This window comes from Phycicoccus sp. M110.8 (genome assembly GCF_032464895.1).
Taxonomy (GTDB): domain Bacteria; phylum Actinomycetota; class Actinomycetes; order Actinomycetales; family Dermatophilaceae; genus Pedococcus.
This window is the reverse complement of sequence record NZ_JAWDIC010000001.1, coordinates 573,508-590,272: the sequence shown is the minus strand read 5'-3', so window position 1 is coordinate 590,272 and position 16,765 is coordinate 573,508. Positions and strand designations below refer to the sequence as shown.

Annotated in this window: 14 protein-coding genes; 12 read left to right on the top strand and 2 right to left on the bottom strand. The window is 73.1% G+C overall.

Annotated elements, in window-relative coordinates:
* The first annotated feature begins 1 nt into the window (after position 1).
* The 4 genes from RKE38_RS02835 to RKE38_RS02820 all read left to right on the top strand — a co-directional run bounded on the left by RKE38_RS02835 (position 2) and on the right by RKE38_RS02820 (position 4,011).
* Positions 2 to 1,705, top strand: a complete 1,704-nt coding sequence (locus RKE38_RS02835) for an FAD-dependent oxidoreductase (protein WP_316005939.1) — start codon at positions 2 to 4, stop codon at positions 1,703 to 1,705.
* 89 nt (positions 1,706 to 1,794) lie between these two features.
* Complete coding sequence (locus RKE38_RS02830; protein WP_316005938.1) at positions 1,795 to 2,403, top strand: GNAT family protein; 609 nt, start codon at positions 1,795 to 1,797, stop codon at positions 2,401 to 2,403.
* Positions 2,404 to 2,455: 52 nt separating this feature from the next.
* Positions 2,456 to 3,541 (top strand): GNAT family N-acetyltransferase, encoded by a 1,086-nt coding sequence (locus tag RKE38_RS02825; protein ID WP_316005937.1) that lies wholly within the window; start codon positions 2,456 to 2,458, stop codon positions 3,539 to 3,541.
* Between the two features lie 161 nt (positions 3,542 to 3,702).
* A complete protein-coding gene (locus RKE38_RS02820; protein WP_316005936.1) occupies positions 3,703 to 4,011 on the top strand; it encodes an MTH1187 family thiamine-binding protein in 309 nt (102 codons plus the stop codon).
* 85 nt (positions 4,012 to 4,096) lie between these two features.
* On the opposite strand, the gene RKE38_RS02815 is transcribed toward RKE38_RS02820, so the two are convergent.
* Entirely contained in the window at positions 4,097 to 5,662 is a 1,566-nt protein-coding gene (locus RKE38_RS02815; RefSeq protein WP_316005935.1) for an FG-GAP-like repeat-containing protein, read from the bottom strand.
* A 232-nt stretch (positions 5,663 to 5,894) separates the two neighbouring features.
* Between RKE38_RS02815 and RKE38_RS02810 the strand changes: the two genes are divergently transcribed.
* From RKE38_RS02810 to RKE38_RS02790, 5 genes are all read left to right on the top strand, one after another.
* Positions 5,895 to 9,008, top strand: coding sequence for an FtsX-like permease family protein (locus RKE38_RS02810; RefSeq protein WP_316005934.1), 3,114 nt, complete (start codon positions 5,895 to 5,897; stop codon positions 9,006 to 9,008).
* Positions 9,009 to 9,087: 79 nt separating this feature from the next.
* Positions 9,088 to 9,966, top strand: coding sequence for an ABC transporter ATP-binding protein (locus RKE38_RS02805; RefSeq protein WP_316005933.1), 879 nt, complete (start codon positions 9,088 to 9,090; stop codon positions 9,964 to 9,966).
* Positions 9,959 to 10,657: an ABC transporter ATP-binding protein gene (locus RKE38_RS02800; protein WP_316007584.1), complete on the top strand. Its 699-nt coding sequence runs from the start codon at positions 9,959 to 9,961 to the stop codon at positions 10,655 to 10,657. Before RKE38_RS02805 ends, RKE38_RS02800 begins: the two co-directional genes overlap by 8 nt.
* A 21-nt stretch (positions 10,658 to 10,678) precedes the next feature.
* Positions 10,679 to 11,194, top strand: coding sequence for a MarR family winged helix-turn-helix transcriptional regulator (locus RKE38_RS02795; protein ID WP_316005932.1), 516 nt, complete (start codon positions 10,679 to 10,681; stop codon positions 11,192 to 11,194).
* A gap of 170 nt (positions 11,195 to 11,364) precedes the next feature.
* Positions 11,365 to 13,122, top strand: a complete 1,758-nt coding sequence (locus RKE38_RS02790) for a methylmalonyl-CoA mutase (RefSeq protein WP_316005931.1) — start codon at positions 11,365 to 11,367, stop codon at positions 13,120 to 13,122.
* A 48-nt stretch (positions 13,123 to 13,170) separates the two neighbouring features.
* Here RKE38_RS02790 and RKE38_RS02785 read toward each other — a convergent pair whose 3' ends face one another.
* The gene (locus RKE38_RS02785) at positions 13,171 to 13,818 is read right to left on the bottom strand and encodes a TetR/AcrR family transcriptional regulator (RefSeq protein WP_316005930.1); all 648 of its coding nucleotides are present in this window, start codon (positions 13,816 to 13,818) and stop codon (positions 13,171 to 13,173) included.
* Between the two features lie 139 nt (positions 13,819 to 13,957).
* Between RKE38_RS02785 and RKE38_RS02780 the strand changes: the two genes are divergently transcribed.
* From RKE38_RS02780 to RKE38_RS02770, 3 genes are read left to right on the top strand one after another with little or no spacing between them, the layout of a single operon-like run.
* Positions 13,958 to 14,689 (top strand): hypothetical protein, encoded by a 732-nt coding sequence (locus tag RKE38_RS02780; RefSeq protein ID WP_316005929.1) that lies wholly within the window; start codon positions 13,958 to 13,960, stop codon positions 14,687 to 14,689.
* Positions 14,686 to 15,669 (top strand): hypothetical protein, encoded by a 984-nt coding sequence (locus RKE38_RS02775; protein ID WP_316005928.1) that lies wholly within the window; start codon positions 14,686 to 14,688, stop codon positions 15,667 to 15,669. Before RKE38_RS02780 ends, RKE38_RS02775 begins: the two co-directional genes overlap by 4 nt.
* 49 nt (positions 15,670 to 15,718) lie before the next feature.
* On the top strand, positions 15,719 to 16,690 hold the full coding sequence (locus RKE38_RS02770; protein WP_316005927.1) for a tetratricopeptide repeat protein: 972 nt from the start codon (positions 15,719 to 15,721) through the stop codon (positions 16,688 to 16,690).
* The last annotated feature ends 75 nt before the right edge of the window (positions 16,691 to 16,765 follow it).

The following is a 16,765-nucleotide window of genomic DNA, read 5'->3' as shown; positions in this document are numbered from 1 at the left end:
CATGAGCGAGCCGGCCCGTCCACGCCCTGCACTGCTCCTGGCCGTCGAGCCGGAGCAGTGCCCCACCGTCACGAGCGAGTTCCAGCGCTACGCCCGGGACTACGAGGTCGTCTGCGTCGAGAGCGCCGACGAGGCACGCGAGGCCGCCGCGCGGATGCAGCAGGCCGGCCAGCCGGTCGCCCTGCTCGGCGTGGGGTGGCAGGTGCCCGGGGTCGACAGCGGGCTGCGGCTCCTGGCCGAGCTGCACCGGATCCTGCCCACCGCCCGGCGCATCTGCCTGACCACCCGCGACGCGTACGGCCTGTCGCTGCCGAAGCTGCGCGAGTCCCTGGCCCGCGGCAAGTTCGACACCTACCTGCTCATCCCGCAGGGCGCGCGGGACGAGGAGTTCCACACCGCCGTCACCGAGTACCTGTCGGACTGGGGCTGGACGGCGTCGACGCCCGAGGTCGAGGGCGTGCGGATCATCGACGGCGCCGGCACGGCCGAGACCTCGCGGATCCGTGACTTCCTCGACCGGATGGGCATCCCGCACCGGCTGTACTCGCCCGACGACGCGGCTGCCCGCGAGGTGCTCGCCGGCCTGCCGTCCGTGCAGGGCGGCGCCGCACCGGCATACCCCGTCGTGACGTCGGGCGTCATCGGTGGGGCGGTCCTCGAGGCGGCCACCGCGCAGCAGGTCGCCCGCCTCGTCTACGGGTCGCCGCAGTCCGTCGACACCGACGACGTGGTCGACCTCGTCATCGTCGGCTCCGGACCGGCCGGCCTGGCAGCGGCGGTCTACGGCGCCTCCGAGGGGCTGGACACCGTCGTGCTCGAGGCCGAGGCGGTCGGCGGCCAGGCCGGGACGAGCTCGCTGATCCGCAACTACCTCGGCTTCCCGCGCGGCATCTCCGGCATGCGGCTCGCGCAGCGCGCCCGGTTCCAGGCCACCCGTTTCGGCGCGCGCATCTACACCGGCGTCCCGGCCGAGTCGATCGAGCCCGCAGCCGCCCCCGGCGAGCCGCACGTCGTCCACACCGAGGGCGGCTCGCTGCGGGCGAGGGCGGTGCTCGTCGCCACGGGCGTGCAGTACCGCCGCATCGGCATCGAGTCGCTCGAGGAGCTCGTGGGCCTCGGCGTGTACTACGGCGCGGCGACGAGTGCGACGCGCGAGATGGAGGGGCGGCCGGTCTTCGTCGTCGGCGGCGGGAACTCGGCCGGCCAGGCCGCCGTCTACCTCGCCCGGTACGCCAGCAGCGTTACCATCGTCGTGCGCCGCGACAGCCTCGCCGAGACGATGTCCGACTACCTCGTGCGCGAGATCGCTGCCACGCCGCCCATCACGGTGCTCACCGGGACGCGGGTCGTCGACGGCGGCGGCGAGACCCACCTGGAGTGGCTCGAGCTCGAGGGCCCGGGCGGGCGCGAGCGGCTCGAGGCCGGCGGCCTGTTCCTCCTGCTGGGCGCGGACCCGTGCAGCGACTGGCTCCCCGAGGTCGTGGCCCGCGACGAGCGCGGCTTCGTCTACACCGGCCGAGAGGTGCCGATGGAGCGCTGGACCGGCGGGCGTCCGCCGGCCGCGCTCGAGACCACCGTCCCCGGTGTGTATGCCGCGGGCGACCTGCGCGCCGGGTCGATGAAGCGCGTCGCGTCGGCCAGCGGCGAGGGAGCCGCCACCGTCGCGCTCGTGCACGCGCACCTCGCCGCCCTCACCGGCCGCTGACGGGTCGCGCCTCCGACCGGTGACGGGACCACCGCTTCGGTCGACAAACGGCTGGCTGCCGTGCGCCCAGGTCCGTGAGACTGCGGGCCATGACGACCTTCCCGCCGACGACGACCTTCGCCGACAAGCCCACGCTGACCGGCGACCTCGTGGTGCTGCGGCCGTTCGACGAGGACGACCTCGAGGCCATGGCCGAGGCGATCCGGGACCCGGAGGTGGGCCGGCTCACCGGCTCGGTCCACTCGAGCGACGAGGCGGGGGCGGTCCCGGACGAGGTGGTCCTGCGGGACTGGTACGGCACGCGCAACGACCAGGAGGACCGGCTCGACCTGGCCGTCGTCGACCGCGCGACGGGCCGCGTCGTCGGTGAGGTCGTGCTGAACGAGTGGGAGGAGGAGAACGCCTCCTGCAACTTCCGCATCCTCCTGGGTCCGGACGGCCGCGACCGCGGGCTCGGCACCGAGGCCACCCGGCTGGTGCTGCGGCACGCGTTCGAGGCACTGGGCCTGCACCGGGTCAGCCTCGAGGTCTACGCCTTCAACCCCCGCGGGCAGCGGGCGTACGAGAAGGCCGGCTTCGTCACCGAGGGGGTGTGCCGGGACGCACTGCGGTTCGACGGCGAGTGGGTCGACGCGGTCGTCATGTCCGTCCTCGACGTCGAGTGGGCGCAGCACCGAGGACGCCCCGAGCTCGCCTGAGCTGCTCGAAAACCCTTTGCCGCACAGGCGAGGGCCGCCGGACACTCGAGCCATGGCCACGACGACTTCGCCCCGCACGGCGTCCTCGACCGTCCCCGGCCCCGGCACCGCCGGCGGCCCCGAGATCGGTGTCGTCGTGCGCCTGCTCGACCTCGCGGACGACGGCGAGCTCGCCGCCGCCCACGCCGCGCGCAAGGCGTCCTGCCTGCACGAACGGCCCTGGGCCAAGACGTGGTCGGTGCGCGAGATGGCCGTCCAGCTGCGGTCGGAGAACACGGTGGAGCGGGCCGAGCCCTACGTCGCGCTCGTCGACGGCCAGGTCGCCGGGTTCGCGCTGCTGTGGTTCCCCCTGCTCGACAACACGCAGTTCACCTGGGCCGAGGTCGACGTCGACCCGGCGTGGCGCGGCCGAGGAGTCGGCAGCGCCCTCGCCGAGCGCATCGCCGAGCGCACCGGGGAGGAGGGCCGCCGCACCGTGCTCGTCGAGGTCAACGTCCCCGACGGGGAGCGCGAGGACCACGGCTACGTCCGCTTCGCGCAGCGGCACGGCTACACGTACGCCAACACCGAGGTGCGACGCATCCTCGACCTGCCGGTCGACGCCGCTCGCCTGGACGCCCTCGCGGCCGACGCCGCCCGGCACCACGAGGGGTACCGGGTCGAGTCGTTCGTCGGCGGTCTGCCCGAGGAGCTGCGCGAGTCGTACTGCGCCTGCTGGAACCAGCTCGCCGTCGATGCGCCGACCGGTGAGATCGAGTTCGAGGAGGAGGCCCTGAGCCCCCAGACCTACGCCGAGGAGCTCGGCCGGCTTGAGCGGCAGGGCCGCACCATGCTCCACACCGTCGCGATCGCGCCCGACGGCCAGGTCGTTGGCTACAACGACCTCGTGGTCAGCGCGGACGACCCCGACGAGGTCATGCAGTGGGGCACCCTCGTGCGCCGCGAGCACCGGGGCCACCGGCTGGGCATGGCGGTCAAGGCCCGGGGCCTGCAGGAGCTGGCCCGGTTCGCGCCACAGGCCAAGCGGATCCAGACCTGCAACGCGGAGCAGAACGCCCACATGGTCGGGGTCAACGTCGAGCTGGGCTTCCGCAAGGTCGAGGTCCTGATGTCCTTCCAGCGCCACCTCGACGCCTGACAGGCAGCTCCGCCGCCCCGAAGTCTGGGACTTCGGTCCGGAAGGGAGTCGGGAGCCCCGAAGTCTGGGACTTCGGTCCGAACGGGCGTGGGGAACCCCGAAGTCCGGGACTTCGGGCGCCCGTGCGACGGGGACGCAGGCACGCGGCATACGGTGGGGCCATGCTCGTCGCGTTCTCCGTCGCCCCGTCCGTCGCCGCCGACTCCGCCGGCTCCGTGAGCGAGGCGGTCGCCGCCGCCGTCTCCGTCGTCCGCGAGTCCGGCCTGCCGCACCGCACCGACTCGATGTTCACCACCCTCGAGGGGGAGTGGGAAGAGTGCATGGCCGTGGTCAAGGCAGCGGTCGACGCCGTGGCCGCCTTCGGCCCGCGCGTCAGCCTCGTGCTCAAGGCCGACATCCGCGAGGGGTATGCCGGTGAGCTCACCGGCAAGCTCGAGCGGCTCGAGGCCGCCATCGAGCGCCGGGGCTGACCCTGGTGTCGCGCGTCGACACGGGCCTGGCGCGGACGGCCCGGTCCTGCACCGGTCGTGTCGGTGCTGGCTCCGGCCGCGGGAGTCAGGAGTCGGTGATGGAGAAGTTGGTGAACTTCCAGGTGGCGGAGCTGCCCCCGGTGTCCACGATCTCCACGCCATAGCAGATCTGGTCGACCGTCGCGCTGGAGGCCACGCGCCCCCGTGCCACGAGGTAGCCCAGCATCGCCTTGATGTCGACGGTTCCCGACGTCAGTCGGGCACCGTTGGACGGCACGAAGGCGATGTACCCGTTACCGCTCGTGGCGTAGACGTCCCAGGTGTGGCCGCCGAGGCTCACTCCGGAGGCGAAACGGGACCCGGCCGGAACCTGCCTGTAGTTGTCCGTCCAGATCATGACCTCGTCGTTGGGCACACCGTTGAGCCACAGGTCGTAGGCAACGTTGTAGATCCCGCGGCCCGGCGATGTGGCCGCGAACGACGACGTGAGGCGGGAAAAGCTCGAGATGGTCCGGCCGGAGTAGTCCTTGTGGACGTTCGGGTAGGTCTTGACCTCGCCGTTGCCGTTGGTGTTGCTCGCCGTCCCGATGTGGTTCCACGAGTGGTAGGAGCAGACCTGCGTCGTCCCCTTGGTGCCGGGGTACTTGGCGGCGTTCCAGAGGTTGTTGTGCACGTAGTACCCGTGGTCGGTGACGCCGCCGTTGGAGCTGCTCGTCGTGAAGTAGGGGTTGGAGCAGACGGTGCCGGCCGAGGGAGGGGCGCTGCCGGTCGTCTCGCCGGGCAGCCGAATGGCGTTCCAGCCGGTGCCGATGATCGGGTAGGGGGCGATCCAGGCACCTCGTCCGTCACCCCGGTACATCCTCAGCGAGCCGTCCGCGAGACGTGCCAGGACGTCGCTGTGGCCGTCTCCCGACCAGTCCCCGAGGCCGAGCAGGGCCGTGAAGCCCTTCCAGCCGGTGCCCACGACCTTCGTGGCGGCGAAGCCCCCCGCCCCGTCGCCGCGGTAGAGCCGCAGCTCGCCGGTGGCCGTGTTGCGCGCCAAGAAGTCCGGGAGGCCGTCGCCGTCGAAGTCGCCGGTCGTCATGAGCCCGTCGTAGCGGGACCACCCGGAGCCGATGACGCGCATCCCGAGGAAGCGGCCGGAGCCGTTGCCTCGGTACATCCTGAGCGAGCCGTCGCTCTTGACGATGGCGAGCAGGTCCGCGTGACCGTCGCCGTCCCAGTCTCCGGGGGAGAAGATCTGGCTGAAGATCTGCCAACCACTCCCGATGACCTGGTACGAGCGGAATCCTCCCGCGCCGTTCCCGGAGTACAGCCACAGGGCACCCGTCGAGGGTTGCCGAGCGATGATGTCGGTGCCGGCAACGCCGTCGAAGTCGCCGACCATGCGGATCTGGTCCCGGGAGCTCCAGCCGGTACCGATCGCGGTCCGGGCGCCGGTGAAACCGCCGTTGCCTCCGCCGGCATACAGCCACAGGCGGCCATCTGTCGTCGGCGCGACGATGTCGGCCCTGCCGTCGCCACTCCAGTCAGAGGCGGCGGTGGCGTCCGCGGGGTGCGCCACTGCCTGTGCCGGCGCTGAGCCGAGGCAGAGGACGACGGCTGCCGCCGTCACCACACTCGTGATGATCGCCTTGGTCCTACCTGACATGAGCCGTCCTCTGCGGTGCATGGTTGTGTTCGCGCTTCCCTGCACTCGCACGTGACGTGTCAGGCTACCGGCCCCCTGCGCCCGGAGGGGCGTTGTGGGAAACATTTGGAGAGCCTTGCGGTCGGTGGCCACGGGCGCCGCAAATCGTTGCCGGAACGTAGCCCTCGGCCGCAGGAAGTCCCCCTAGGGTCGGGCGGGGAACTCGTTCGGCACCGGGGAGGGCGACGACAGCATGTGGGCGGCGATCCGCTACCGCCGGGCGCAGGCGCTCGTCCTCGTCCTGCTGTCCGCGCTCATCGCCACCTGCGCCGTCGTCGCGCCGCTCTACCAGCGGGCGCTCGAGCAGGCCCAGCTGAGGCAGGCGGTGGGGGAGGCCTCCGCCGTCGACACGGCCCTGACCGTACGTGCGGGTCGCAACCCGGCGAACCCTGACTTCGGCAGCCAGGACCTCGAGGGGAACGTCCAGCCCGGCCTGAAGCGGCTCTACTCCGGCGGCATCGGGCAGGTGTCCCAGCCGTTCGACATCATCCCGCGCAAGGGACTCAAGCCCTCGCCGGTCACGATCCTGTCGCGCGACGGTAGCTGCGAGCACCTGCGGCTCACCGTCGGTCGCTGCCCCGCCGCCGCGGACGAGATCCTGGTGTCTGCCAAGGACCTCGCCGCCTGGAAGTGGCCGATCGGGAAGGTGTTCGAGTCGGCCATCCCGGGGTCCGAGGCCGTGGGCCGGCTCGCCTTCGCCAAGCTCGTCGTGGTGGGTGCCTACGAGGTCGTCCCCGACGCCGGCTACTGGATGACCGAGCAGCTCGACGGCAAGTCCGGCACGCTCCTGGCCATCGGGCAGGACCTCATCCCGGCCGTCGACGACTTCGTCACGACCGAGGAGACGTTCGACCCCCGCTGGCGCACGGCCCAGGCGAGCCTGACGCTGCCGCTGAACCGCGACCTGTTCACGCTCGGCAACCTCGACGAGGTGCAGCGGATCCTGGCCGACCGCATGACCAAGACGGGCGGGGTGCCCGGTGCCCTGGTGACCACGCAGCTGCCCGAGCTCATCGACGGTCTGCGGGTCGGACAGTCGCGCCTGCGCGTGATCGTGCCGCTGCTCATGGCCCAGCTCGGGCTGCTCGCGGCCGCGATCCTCCTGCTCGTGGCCCAGGCCGCGGTCGAGCAGCGCCGGCCGGAGGTGGCGCTGGCCCGGCTGCGAGGGCGCAGCCGCGAGGGAGCCGGCCGCCTGGTCATGGGCGAGCTGGCGCTCACCGCCGCCCTCGGACTGCCGCTCGGGTTCGGGTTCGCCCTGCTGCTGACGAGTGCGGCGCGATGGTTCGTGCTGCCGGACGGGGTGCCCTTCGAGGTGCCCTGGCAGGCGTTCGCAGCGCTCGTCGTCGCAGCGGTGGCCTGCGGGGTGGCGATCTGGCTCGCGGCCAGGCCGGTGCAGCGGCTCACCGTCTCCTCGCTCCTGCGGCGAGTGGCGCCCGAGCGGTCGCGGGCCGTCGGCATCGTGGACGTGCTCGCCGTGGCCCTCGCGACCTTCGGGGTCGTCGGCCTGGCGACCGGCACGCTCGAGGGCCCGCTCGCCCTGCTCACCCCCACCCTCGTCGCGCTCGCGGCCGGGCTCGTGGCGACCCGGGTGGTCGTCCCCGTGGCAAGGGCGGCCGGGCGCCGCAACCAGCACCGTGGGCGGGTGGGCCACGCCCTCACGGCATACGGCCTCGAGCGCCGCGCCGGCCCGCGCAAGGTCGTCACCGTCGTGAGCGTCGCGGTCGCCCTCACCGTGTTCGCGGCCAACGCGGTGGCGGTGGGGGACCGGAACTGGCAGGCGCGTGCCGAGGTGCTCTCCGGCGCCCCGATGACGCTCGTCACCGACAGCCGCAACCCGGCCACGCTGCTCGCTGCCGTGCGCAAGGCGGACCCGACCGGTCAGCGGGCGACGCCGGTCGCCGTGATCCGCCGCGTGGACGCGGACTCCACAGCCACCCTGGCGGTCGTCTCCCGGTCCTTCGACTCCGTGGCGTTCGCGCCGCCGGGTGACGCCTACCGGACCGGTGCGCTCGCACCCCCGGACGTGCCCACCGTCGAGCTCCGCGGGAACCGCGTGACCGGCCGGATCGCGTGGGACCTGCAGACGCCGCCCGTGAAGACGATCGACCCGCCGACGGGCCAGTCGGGCCAGCCGAGGCCCCCGGTGGAGGTGAAGCCGCTGGGCGACCCCTCCGAGCTGCGCGTCGCCGTGACCACCGCCGAGGGCGAGCGGCTCACGCGCGTGATCGCGCTGGTCCCCCTCTCGGGCAAGGGCACGGCCCGGCTTGACGCACCCTTGCTCTGCCCCGACGGGTGCAGGCTCGACGGGCTCGAGTTCCGCAAGACCGACCCGCTCGCCTCGCAGGTCACGGGCACCCTCACGATCACCGGCCTCGGGGTGGACGGCACGTCGCTGCGCCTCGGCGACCCCTCGCAGTGGAACCCGTACCTCCCGCCGTCGGACAACACCCCGGACCGGATGGAGCTGAGCAGCGCCGGACCGGACTCGCTCGGCCTGAGCATCGTCAACAGCGGCTTCTCGGTCACCATCACCCATGCGGACGTGCCTGCGGTCGTGCCGGGGCTGCTCGCCGGTGACGTGCCCCCGGGCGGCACGGCGGAGTCCTTCGACGCAGCAGGTCTCAACGGTGCGCCGATCCGGGTCGCGTCGACGCAGAAGGTCGCCACGCTTCCGCTGCTCGGCGCCAAGGGCGTGCTGGTCGACTACGAGACCCTGGCGCGGCTCGGCGGCCAGCTCGCGGACACCGGGACGCTCTCGGTCTGGCTCCGCGACCCGGCCGACGCCGCCGCCGTGACGCAGTCGCTCGGGGCGCGGGCGATCGGCGTCATCGGCACGCACCGGTACACCGAGTCCAAGCAGCGCCTCGACCACGCGGCCTCGGCGCAGGGGCTGCGGCTGGCGGTCTTCACCGGGGCCATGGGCATCCTGCTCGCTGCGCTGGTCGTCATCGTCATGACGGTGACGGGGTGGCGCACCGTGGCGCGCGACATGGCAGCGCTGCACATGTCCGGGGTCAGGCTGCCCGTGCTGAGGCAGGCGCTCGTCCGCGAGCAGGTCGTCCTCGTCGCGATCGGGTCGGTCGTGGGGCTCGTCTGCGGCGCGGTCAGCTCGCTGCTCGCCATGCCGCTGCTGCCGCTGTTCGACGACGACGCGACACCGGTGCCGCCGCTGGAGCTGGCGCCGGCCCTAGGGGTGGTCCTGGCGGCTGCCGTGGCCGGAGCGGTCGTCCTCGTGGTGGTGGGCTGGCTGGCGGCCCGTGGCGCCGGACGGCGGATCACGCTGCAGAGGGTGAGGGAGAGCCTGTGAGCGACGACAGCCGGAGGATCGCAGCGGAGCGAGGACCGGACGGCCGAGGAGCTCGCAACGGGAGGGTGCTGTGACCGCCATGGCGACCGACAGGGGTGCGGAGACGTCGGCCCGGCGCGGGTTGCAGGTCTCGACGCGCGGGCTGGTGCACATCTACCGCGCCGAGGGCCACGACGTCGCGGCGCTGTCCGGCGTCGACCTGGTCGTCCACCCCGGCGAGGTCGTCGGGCTCCTGGGGCCGTCCGGTGCGGGCAAGTCGACCCTGCTGACCCTGTTCGGGGGTCTCATGCGTCCCAGCGCCGGGCGGGTCCTCGTCGGCGACCACGAGCTGTCGACGATGACGGAGGCCGAGCTCGACGCCTTCCGGGCCGCCGAGGTGGGGCTGGTCCTGCAGGGCGCCGCGCGGAACCTGCTGCCGTACCTCACCGCCCGGCAGAACGTCGAGTTCGCCCAGCGGTCGGCGCTCAAGGCGGGGCGCGACGTGCCCGCCGTGGGTGAGGTGCTGGAGCTGGTGGGGCTGGACCGCGAGGCCACCGCGCCGCTGCCGTCACTGCCTCCGGGCCAGCTCCAGCTCGCCGCGCTCGCGGTGGCCCTCGCCAGCCGGCCCGGGCTGCTGCTCGGGGACGAGCCGACCAGCCAGCTGCACCACACCTCCCGCGACGTCGTCCTCGACGCCCTGCACCGCGTCAACAGGGAGTGGGGCACGACCATCGTCGTCGTCACCCACGACCCCGAGGTCGCCGCGCGCCTGCCGCGCACCGTGACCATCCGCGACGGCCGGGTGGGCGGCGAGGGCCGGGCCGGCGAGGAGTATGCCGTCGTGGCGGCCGACGGCTCGCTGCCGCTGCCGCCGGCGGCCGTGGCGGCGTTCCCGCCGGGAGCGCTCGTGCGGGTGCACCGCACCGAGGACGGGACGTGGGTGCTGGTGCCCGAGGGTGGGGGTGGCCGACATGGGTGAGGCGCTGCACGCCGCCGGCCTCGACGAGCGGGTCGAGGTCCCGCCGCTCGAGGTGGCGGCGGTCACCGTGCGGTACGGCTCCACCGTGGCCGTCGACGCGGCGAGCTTCGAGGCGTACTCGGGCGAGTTCATCGCGGTGACCGGCCACTCCGGCGCTGGGAAGTCCTCGTTGCTGTGGGCGCTCGCCGGGGCCGTGCAGGCGGAGGGCGCCGTCCGGCTGGGGGAGGACGTGGTGGGTGACCGGGCCGGGGCGGCTGTGCTCGGCATCGAGGTCATCCCGCAGGGCAGTGCGCTGGCCCTGCTGCTGACGGCGCACGAGAACGTCGCCCTGCCGCTGCTCGCCAAGGGCGTGCCCGCCGACGAGGCAGGCCGTCGCGCGCAGGAGGCGCTCGCCGCGGTCGGGCTCGAGGAGTCGGGGAGCCACCTCGCCGAGGAGCTCAGCGGTGGCCAGCAGCAGCGGGTCGCGGTCGCACGGGGCCTCGCGCTGCGCGGACGGGTGCTCCTGGCCGACGAGCCCACGAGCGAGCTCGACCACGACAACCGCGAGCGGGTCCTGGGGCTGCTGCGGGCCGAGGCGGAACGCGGCGCGATCGTGGTCATGGCGACGAACGACCCCGAGGCCGCCGAGGAGGCCGACGGCGAGCTGCGACTCGACGACGGACGCTGTGAGACGGTCCGCCTGCCCCGCTGACCAGCGCACTACCCTGCCACCGTGCCCAAGCCGATCCGCCTGCCGTTCGACCCGATCACCCGGGCCGCGCAGCTGTGGACCCGCCGGTGGGGGCGGTCGTCCCAGCCCGTCGCGATGGCGAGCGCCACGTCGATCATGCGCGTGCAGCAGCTGCTCATCACCGACTACGACGCGGTCTGCGCCAGGCACGGCCTGACCTTCGCCCGGTACGAGGCGCTGGTGCTGCTCGCGTTCAGCCGGGACGGGCGGCTGGGCATGAGCAAGATCGGGCAGCGGCTCATGGTCCACCCGACGAGCGCGACGAACATCGTGCAGCGGCTCGACGCCCAGGGTTTCGTCGAGCGGGTGCCCAACCCCGAGGACGGGCGGGGCACGCTCGCGGTCATCACCCCCGCCGGCCGCGACGCCATGGAGGCGGCGACGGCGGACCTCGTCGGCATGCGCTTCGGCCTCGGCATGCTCAGCGCCGCCGAGCACGAGCAGCTGTTCGAGCTCCTGCGCAAGGTCCGCGTCGGCGCCCACGACTTCGACGCCTGACCAAGCCCCACGGCATACGCCTCGCAAAACGGCGGTTGCGCGGCAACCCGCGGGACAACAACGCGTGGTTTGCCGCGCAACCGCCGTCTTGCCGGCCGGGGGAGGGGCGAGAGGCGGCATGCGCCGAGCCGTGTTGGTGGTTACTAGGACGTCCTAGTAAATTGCGCGGTATGACGCAGACCACTCCCGAGCAGTCCGGGGCCGCCCGCTGGCAGGCCCGCTACGACGCCGCGCAGGCCAAGGGCCAGGTGCGGGACGCCGACTTCACGACGCTGTCCGGGATGCAGGTCGACCCGGTCTACGGCCCGGCCGACGGCTCCGAGGTGCCCGAGTCGATCGGGTGGCCGGGGGAGTTCCCGTTCACCCGCGGCCTGTACCCGACCGGCTACCGCGGGCGCACGTGGACGATCCGGCAGTTCGCCGGGTTCGGCAACGCCGTGCAGACCAACGAGCGCTACAAGATGATCCTCGAGCGCGGGGGCGGCGGGCTGTCCGTCGCGTTCGACATGCCCACGCTGATGGGCCGCGACTCCGACGACCCGATGAGCCTCGGCGAGGTCGGCCACTGCGGCGTCGCCATCGACTCGGCCGCCGACATGGAGGTCCTGTTCAAGGACATCCCCCTCGGCGAGACCACGACGTCGATGACGATCAGCGGCCCGGCCGTGCCCGTGTTCTGCATGTACCTCGTCGCCGCGGAGCGCCAGGGCGTCGACCTCGGCGTCCTCAACGGCACGCTGCAGACCGACATCTTCAAGGAGTACATCGCCCAGAAGGAGTGGCTGTTCGCGCCCGAGCCGCACCTGCGCCTGATCGGCGACCTCATGGAGTACTGCGCCGAGAAGATCCCCGCGTACAAGCCGCTGTCGGTCTCCGGCTACCACATCCGCGAGGCCGGCTCGACGGCCGCGCAGGAGCTCGCCTTCACCCTCGCCGACGGCTTCGGCTACGTCGAGCTGGGCCTGTCGCGCGGGCTCGACATCGAGACCTTCGCGCCGGGCCTGTCCTTCTTCTTCGACAGCCACGTCGACTTCTTCGAGGAGGTCGCCAAGTTCCGCGCCGCCCGCCGCATCTGGGCGCGTTGGATGCGCGACGTCTACGGCGCCAAGACCGACAAGGCCCAGTGGCTGCGGTTCCACACCCAGACCGCGGGCGTCAGCCTCACCGCCCAGCAGCCGTACAACAACGTCGTCCGCACCGCGGTCGAGGCGCTCGCGGCCGTCCTCGGCGGCACCAACAGCCTGCACACCAACGCCCTCGACGAGACCCTCGCCCTGCCGACCGAGCAGGCCGCGGAGATCGCCCTGCGCACCCAGCAGGTCATCATGGACGAGACCGGCGTCACCAACGTCGCGGACCCGCTCGGCGGCAGCTGGTACGTCGAGGCGCTCACCGACAAGATCGAGGCCGAGGCCGAGAAGATCTTCGACCGGATCCTCACCCTCGGCGGAAGCGACCTGACGTCGAAGGACACCGAGCAGCTCGCCGCCGTCATGCGCGAGAACACCGGCGTGGCCGACGGCGCCCGGTGGCCGATGACCCGCGGCATCCTGCGCGGCATCGAGGAGGGCTGGTTCATGAGCGAGATCGCCGAGGCCGCCTTCCAGTACCAGGTCGCGCTCGAGAAGGGCGACAAGAAGGTCGTCGGCGTCAACACGCACACCGGCAGCGTCAGCCACGAGCTCGAGATCCTGCGGGTCAGCCACGAGGTCGAGCGGGAGCAGGTGGCCCTGCTCGCCGACCGGAAGGCCGGCCGCGACGAGGCGGCCGTCACCGCCGCCGTCGCCCGCATGCTCGAGGTCAGCCGCACCACCGAGAACATGGTCCCGGCCATGCTCGACGCCGTGCGGGCCGAGGCCACCCTGGGCGAGATCTGCGACGCCCTGCGCGAGGAGTGGGGCGTCTACCGGGAGCCCGCCCGCTTCTGACCCACAAGGCCGCCGCGTCGGCGGTGTGGCGGCGGTATGCCGTGTGCCTCAGTCGGCCGCGGCTGCCGCCGCCTGCTTCTGGGCGCGGTGGAGCCGGGCCCAGGCGACGTCGGCGAGCAGCTCGATGAGGGCGTCGACGAACGCGGCGTCCGGCTCGCCGGTGACCAGGGCCCGGTGCATGACCGACCCGACGACGATGTCGGCGAGCAGGTCGACGTCGACCATCTCGGGTCGGATCTCGCCTCGCCGGATGGCGCGCTCGACCGACGTCGCGACGAGCGCGTGCAGCCGGGTCGAGAGCGACTCGCGCACCTGCACGCCCACCCCGTCGGGGTCGCGGGCGGACTCCGCCAGCAGCGCGGCATACGCCCCGCCCGTGGACGGGTCGCGCAGCAGGGTCGCGGCCTGCTCGATCCCGGCGCGCATGTCGGCGGCGAGCGAGCCGTGGTCCCCGACCTCGATCTCGTCGAACTGGACTGCGACGGCGTGCACGGCGAGCTCCACCTTCGACGGCCACCGGCGGTAGAGGGTGCTCTTGGCCACACCGGCCTTGGCGGCGACGTGCTCCATGGACATCCGGGACACGCCCTTGGCGGCCAGGACCTCGCGGGCGGCATCGGTGATGGCCTGCTCCGTCGCCTCTTCGCGGGGCCGCCCGGGGCGCCTGGCCCTGCCGTGTCGGGTTCGTGCGGTCATCCCGGCGATCATGCCACTGATGTCCCGATTTCAGGGGATGAGGATTTGTCCTCGTCGGGGGCGTTGGGTCATGGTGGTGGGAATGCCGGCCGTGGGGACGCCTCCCGCGCCGGCCGTCTCACGTAAAGGAATCCGTACTGTGTCCATCCTGGCCAAACGCGTGCTCCTGGCCGCGCTGACAGGCATCGGGCTCGTGCTGCTCGTCGTGGGCGCGTGGTTCACCTCACACCTCGGCACCTCGGGGAGCGCGACGTTCCGCGCCGCGCCCGGCACCGGTGTCGTGGTGCTGGAGCCGAGCGTGCTCAACCGGGTCGACGACCCGGTGGACGTGACCGCCACGACGAAGGACGGGGGCCAGGTCTGGATCGGCCGGACCTCACCGTCCGACGCCAGGGCCGTCGTCGGGAGCGCCGAGCACACCAGCATCACCGGCTCCCGGGTGAGCACGTGGTCTCTCGCGAAGACCACCTCCGGCAGCGGCGCCCCCGCCGCGGACCTCGCCGGAGCCGACGTGTGGCGCCAGACGGTGTCCGGCAAGGGGCACGCGCACGTCGAGGTCGACCAGGGCGACGCGCCCGAGGCGCTGGTCGTGACCGCGCCCGGCGGTGGCACGGTCACGTCGGTCACGCTGACCATCAGCCGGGGCACGTGGTTCGCCCAGAGCCTGCTGACGGCCCTCGTCGGGCTCATCCTCGCCGCGGTCGGTGCCGTGGGGCTCATCGGCACGTGGCGGCGCTCCTCAGGCGGGGCCGCCGAGGGCGCCGACCGCACGGACGGCGCCCCCGCGGTCGACCCGCACGACGAGCACGAGACAGACGTCCCGGCGTCCAGGGAGGACGCCACCGACCCCGCTCCGGAGGTGACGGCATGACCCCCACCCCCAAGGTCCTGGCCGGCGCTGCCCTCGCGCTGGCCCTCGCCGGGTGCGGCGCCGCCGAGGCCGTCGTCGGCCTCCACGACGCCCCGCCCCAGGTCACGACCACCGCCCCGATCGCGCCGGACACGGCCGAGCAGATCGCCACCCGCGTCCTCGACCAGGCAGACGAGGCCTCGCGCGCCACGGGCGACAAGGCCGACACCCTGCGCAAGCAGGCGCTCACCGGCAGCGCACTGGCCGTCGCCGAGGCGGCGGCCAAGAGCGAGGAGGGCTCCTCGGCCGCCGACGCGCCCCTGACCCGCAGCGCGCCGCCGAAGGTGCTGGCCGTCTCGCGGGGCACCGCGTGGCCCCGCGTGATGGTCGTGCAGACCGCGGACAAGGACGGTGCGACCGAGCTGAACCTGCTCACGTCACCCGACCCGACGACACCCTTCAAGCTCGCGGCGTCGGCCCGGATGCACCCCGGGGCGACCGTGGCGGCGCTGGACTCGCTGCGCAGCGGGTCGCCCCTGGTCACCGACGGCGCGGACCTGTCCGTCGCGCCGGACAAGCTGGTCCAGGAGTATGCCGGTGCGCTGGCGTACCCCAAGGCGTCCCCGGCCCCCGACGTGGAGACGGGCGACCCGTTCGCGCTCGCCGTCCGGGCGAACGCCGCGGCCCAGGCCAAGTCGTTCGGCAAGCTCGCCACGCTGACCCAGAAGCACGTGCCGCAGGAGGGCACGACCGCCATCCGGCTCAAGGACGGTGGCGCGCTCGTGTTCGCCCTGATGCAGCGCACCGACGCGATCACCCTGAGCAAGGGCGGCAAGTCGCTGACGGCGAGTGCCGACTTCCAGAAGCTGGTGCGCAAGAAGACGCTGACCCGCAGCGCGCAGCTGCAGACGTACGAGATGGTCGTCTTCACCGTGCCCGCCCAGGGCAAGGCGAAGATGGTCGCCGTCGACGAGGTGCTGTCCTCCGCGAAGGGCTCCTGAGACCGGGGCGGCTGGGCGGTCCCGGTCCGGGTGGGGAAGAATCGGCGGCATGACTGATCAGCCGAACCCCGGTGTTGTGCGAGGAGCGGTGGACCTGTCGGGTCTGCAGAGCGCAGCGGCCCCCGCCGCGTCGACCTCGACCGCGTCCACGGGCTCGTCGGCAGGTGGCCCAGCGGCCGCCACGCCGGGCGTGCCCGGACGCAGCGGAGTCGTCGTCGAGGGCACCGACGCGAACTTCCAGGAGATCGCGAACGCCTCGGTCAGCGTCCCGCTGCTGCTCGTGCTGTGGGCGGCCCGCCTGCCCGAGTCCCGCGCCTACCTCGACACCGTCGTGTCCGTGGCCGGCTCGTACGAGGGCCGGTTCCAGGTCGTGTCGATCGACGTCGAGGCGAACCCCACGCTGCTGCGCGCGTTCCAGGTGCAGAGCGTCCCGGTGACCATGGGGATGGTCCAGGGCCAGCCGGTCCCGATGTTCGCCGGCGTGCAGGCCGAGGCCACGCTGCGCCAGGTGCTCGACGAGTTCCTCGGCCTGGCCGTCCAGCACGGCGTCGCGGGCCGGGTCGACGTGTCGGCCGTCGGCAGCGCCGAGGAGGGGGAGGAGCCGCCGCTTCCCCCGCTCCACCAGGAGGCGTACGACGCCATCGAGCGCGGCGACCTCGACGCCGCCGCCGCGGCATACACCGCAGCGCTCAAGCAGGACCCCGCCGACGCCGACGCCCAGCTCGGGCTCGCCCAGGTCGGGCTCATGCAGCGCACCCAGGGCGCCGACCTGCAGTCCGCCCGTGCGGCCGCGGCGGAGCACCCGCACGACGTCGCCGCCCAGACGCTGGTCGCCGACCTCGACGTCCTCGGCGGCCACGTCGAGGACGCCTTCCTGCGCCTCATCGACCTGGTCCGCGCCACGGGCGGCGACGAGCGGGAGGCCGCGCGCGCCCACCTGCTGGAGCTGTTCGCCGTCGTGGGGTCCCACGACGAGCGCGTGCGCAAGGCGCGCACCGCGCTGATGTCCGCCCTGTTCTGACGTACGGAGCCACCTCGGCGGCCCTTCGCCCCACCGGGCGGGGGCCGCCGTCTCCACTTTCGGCATCGGCGACCA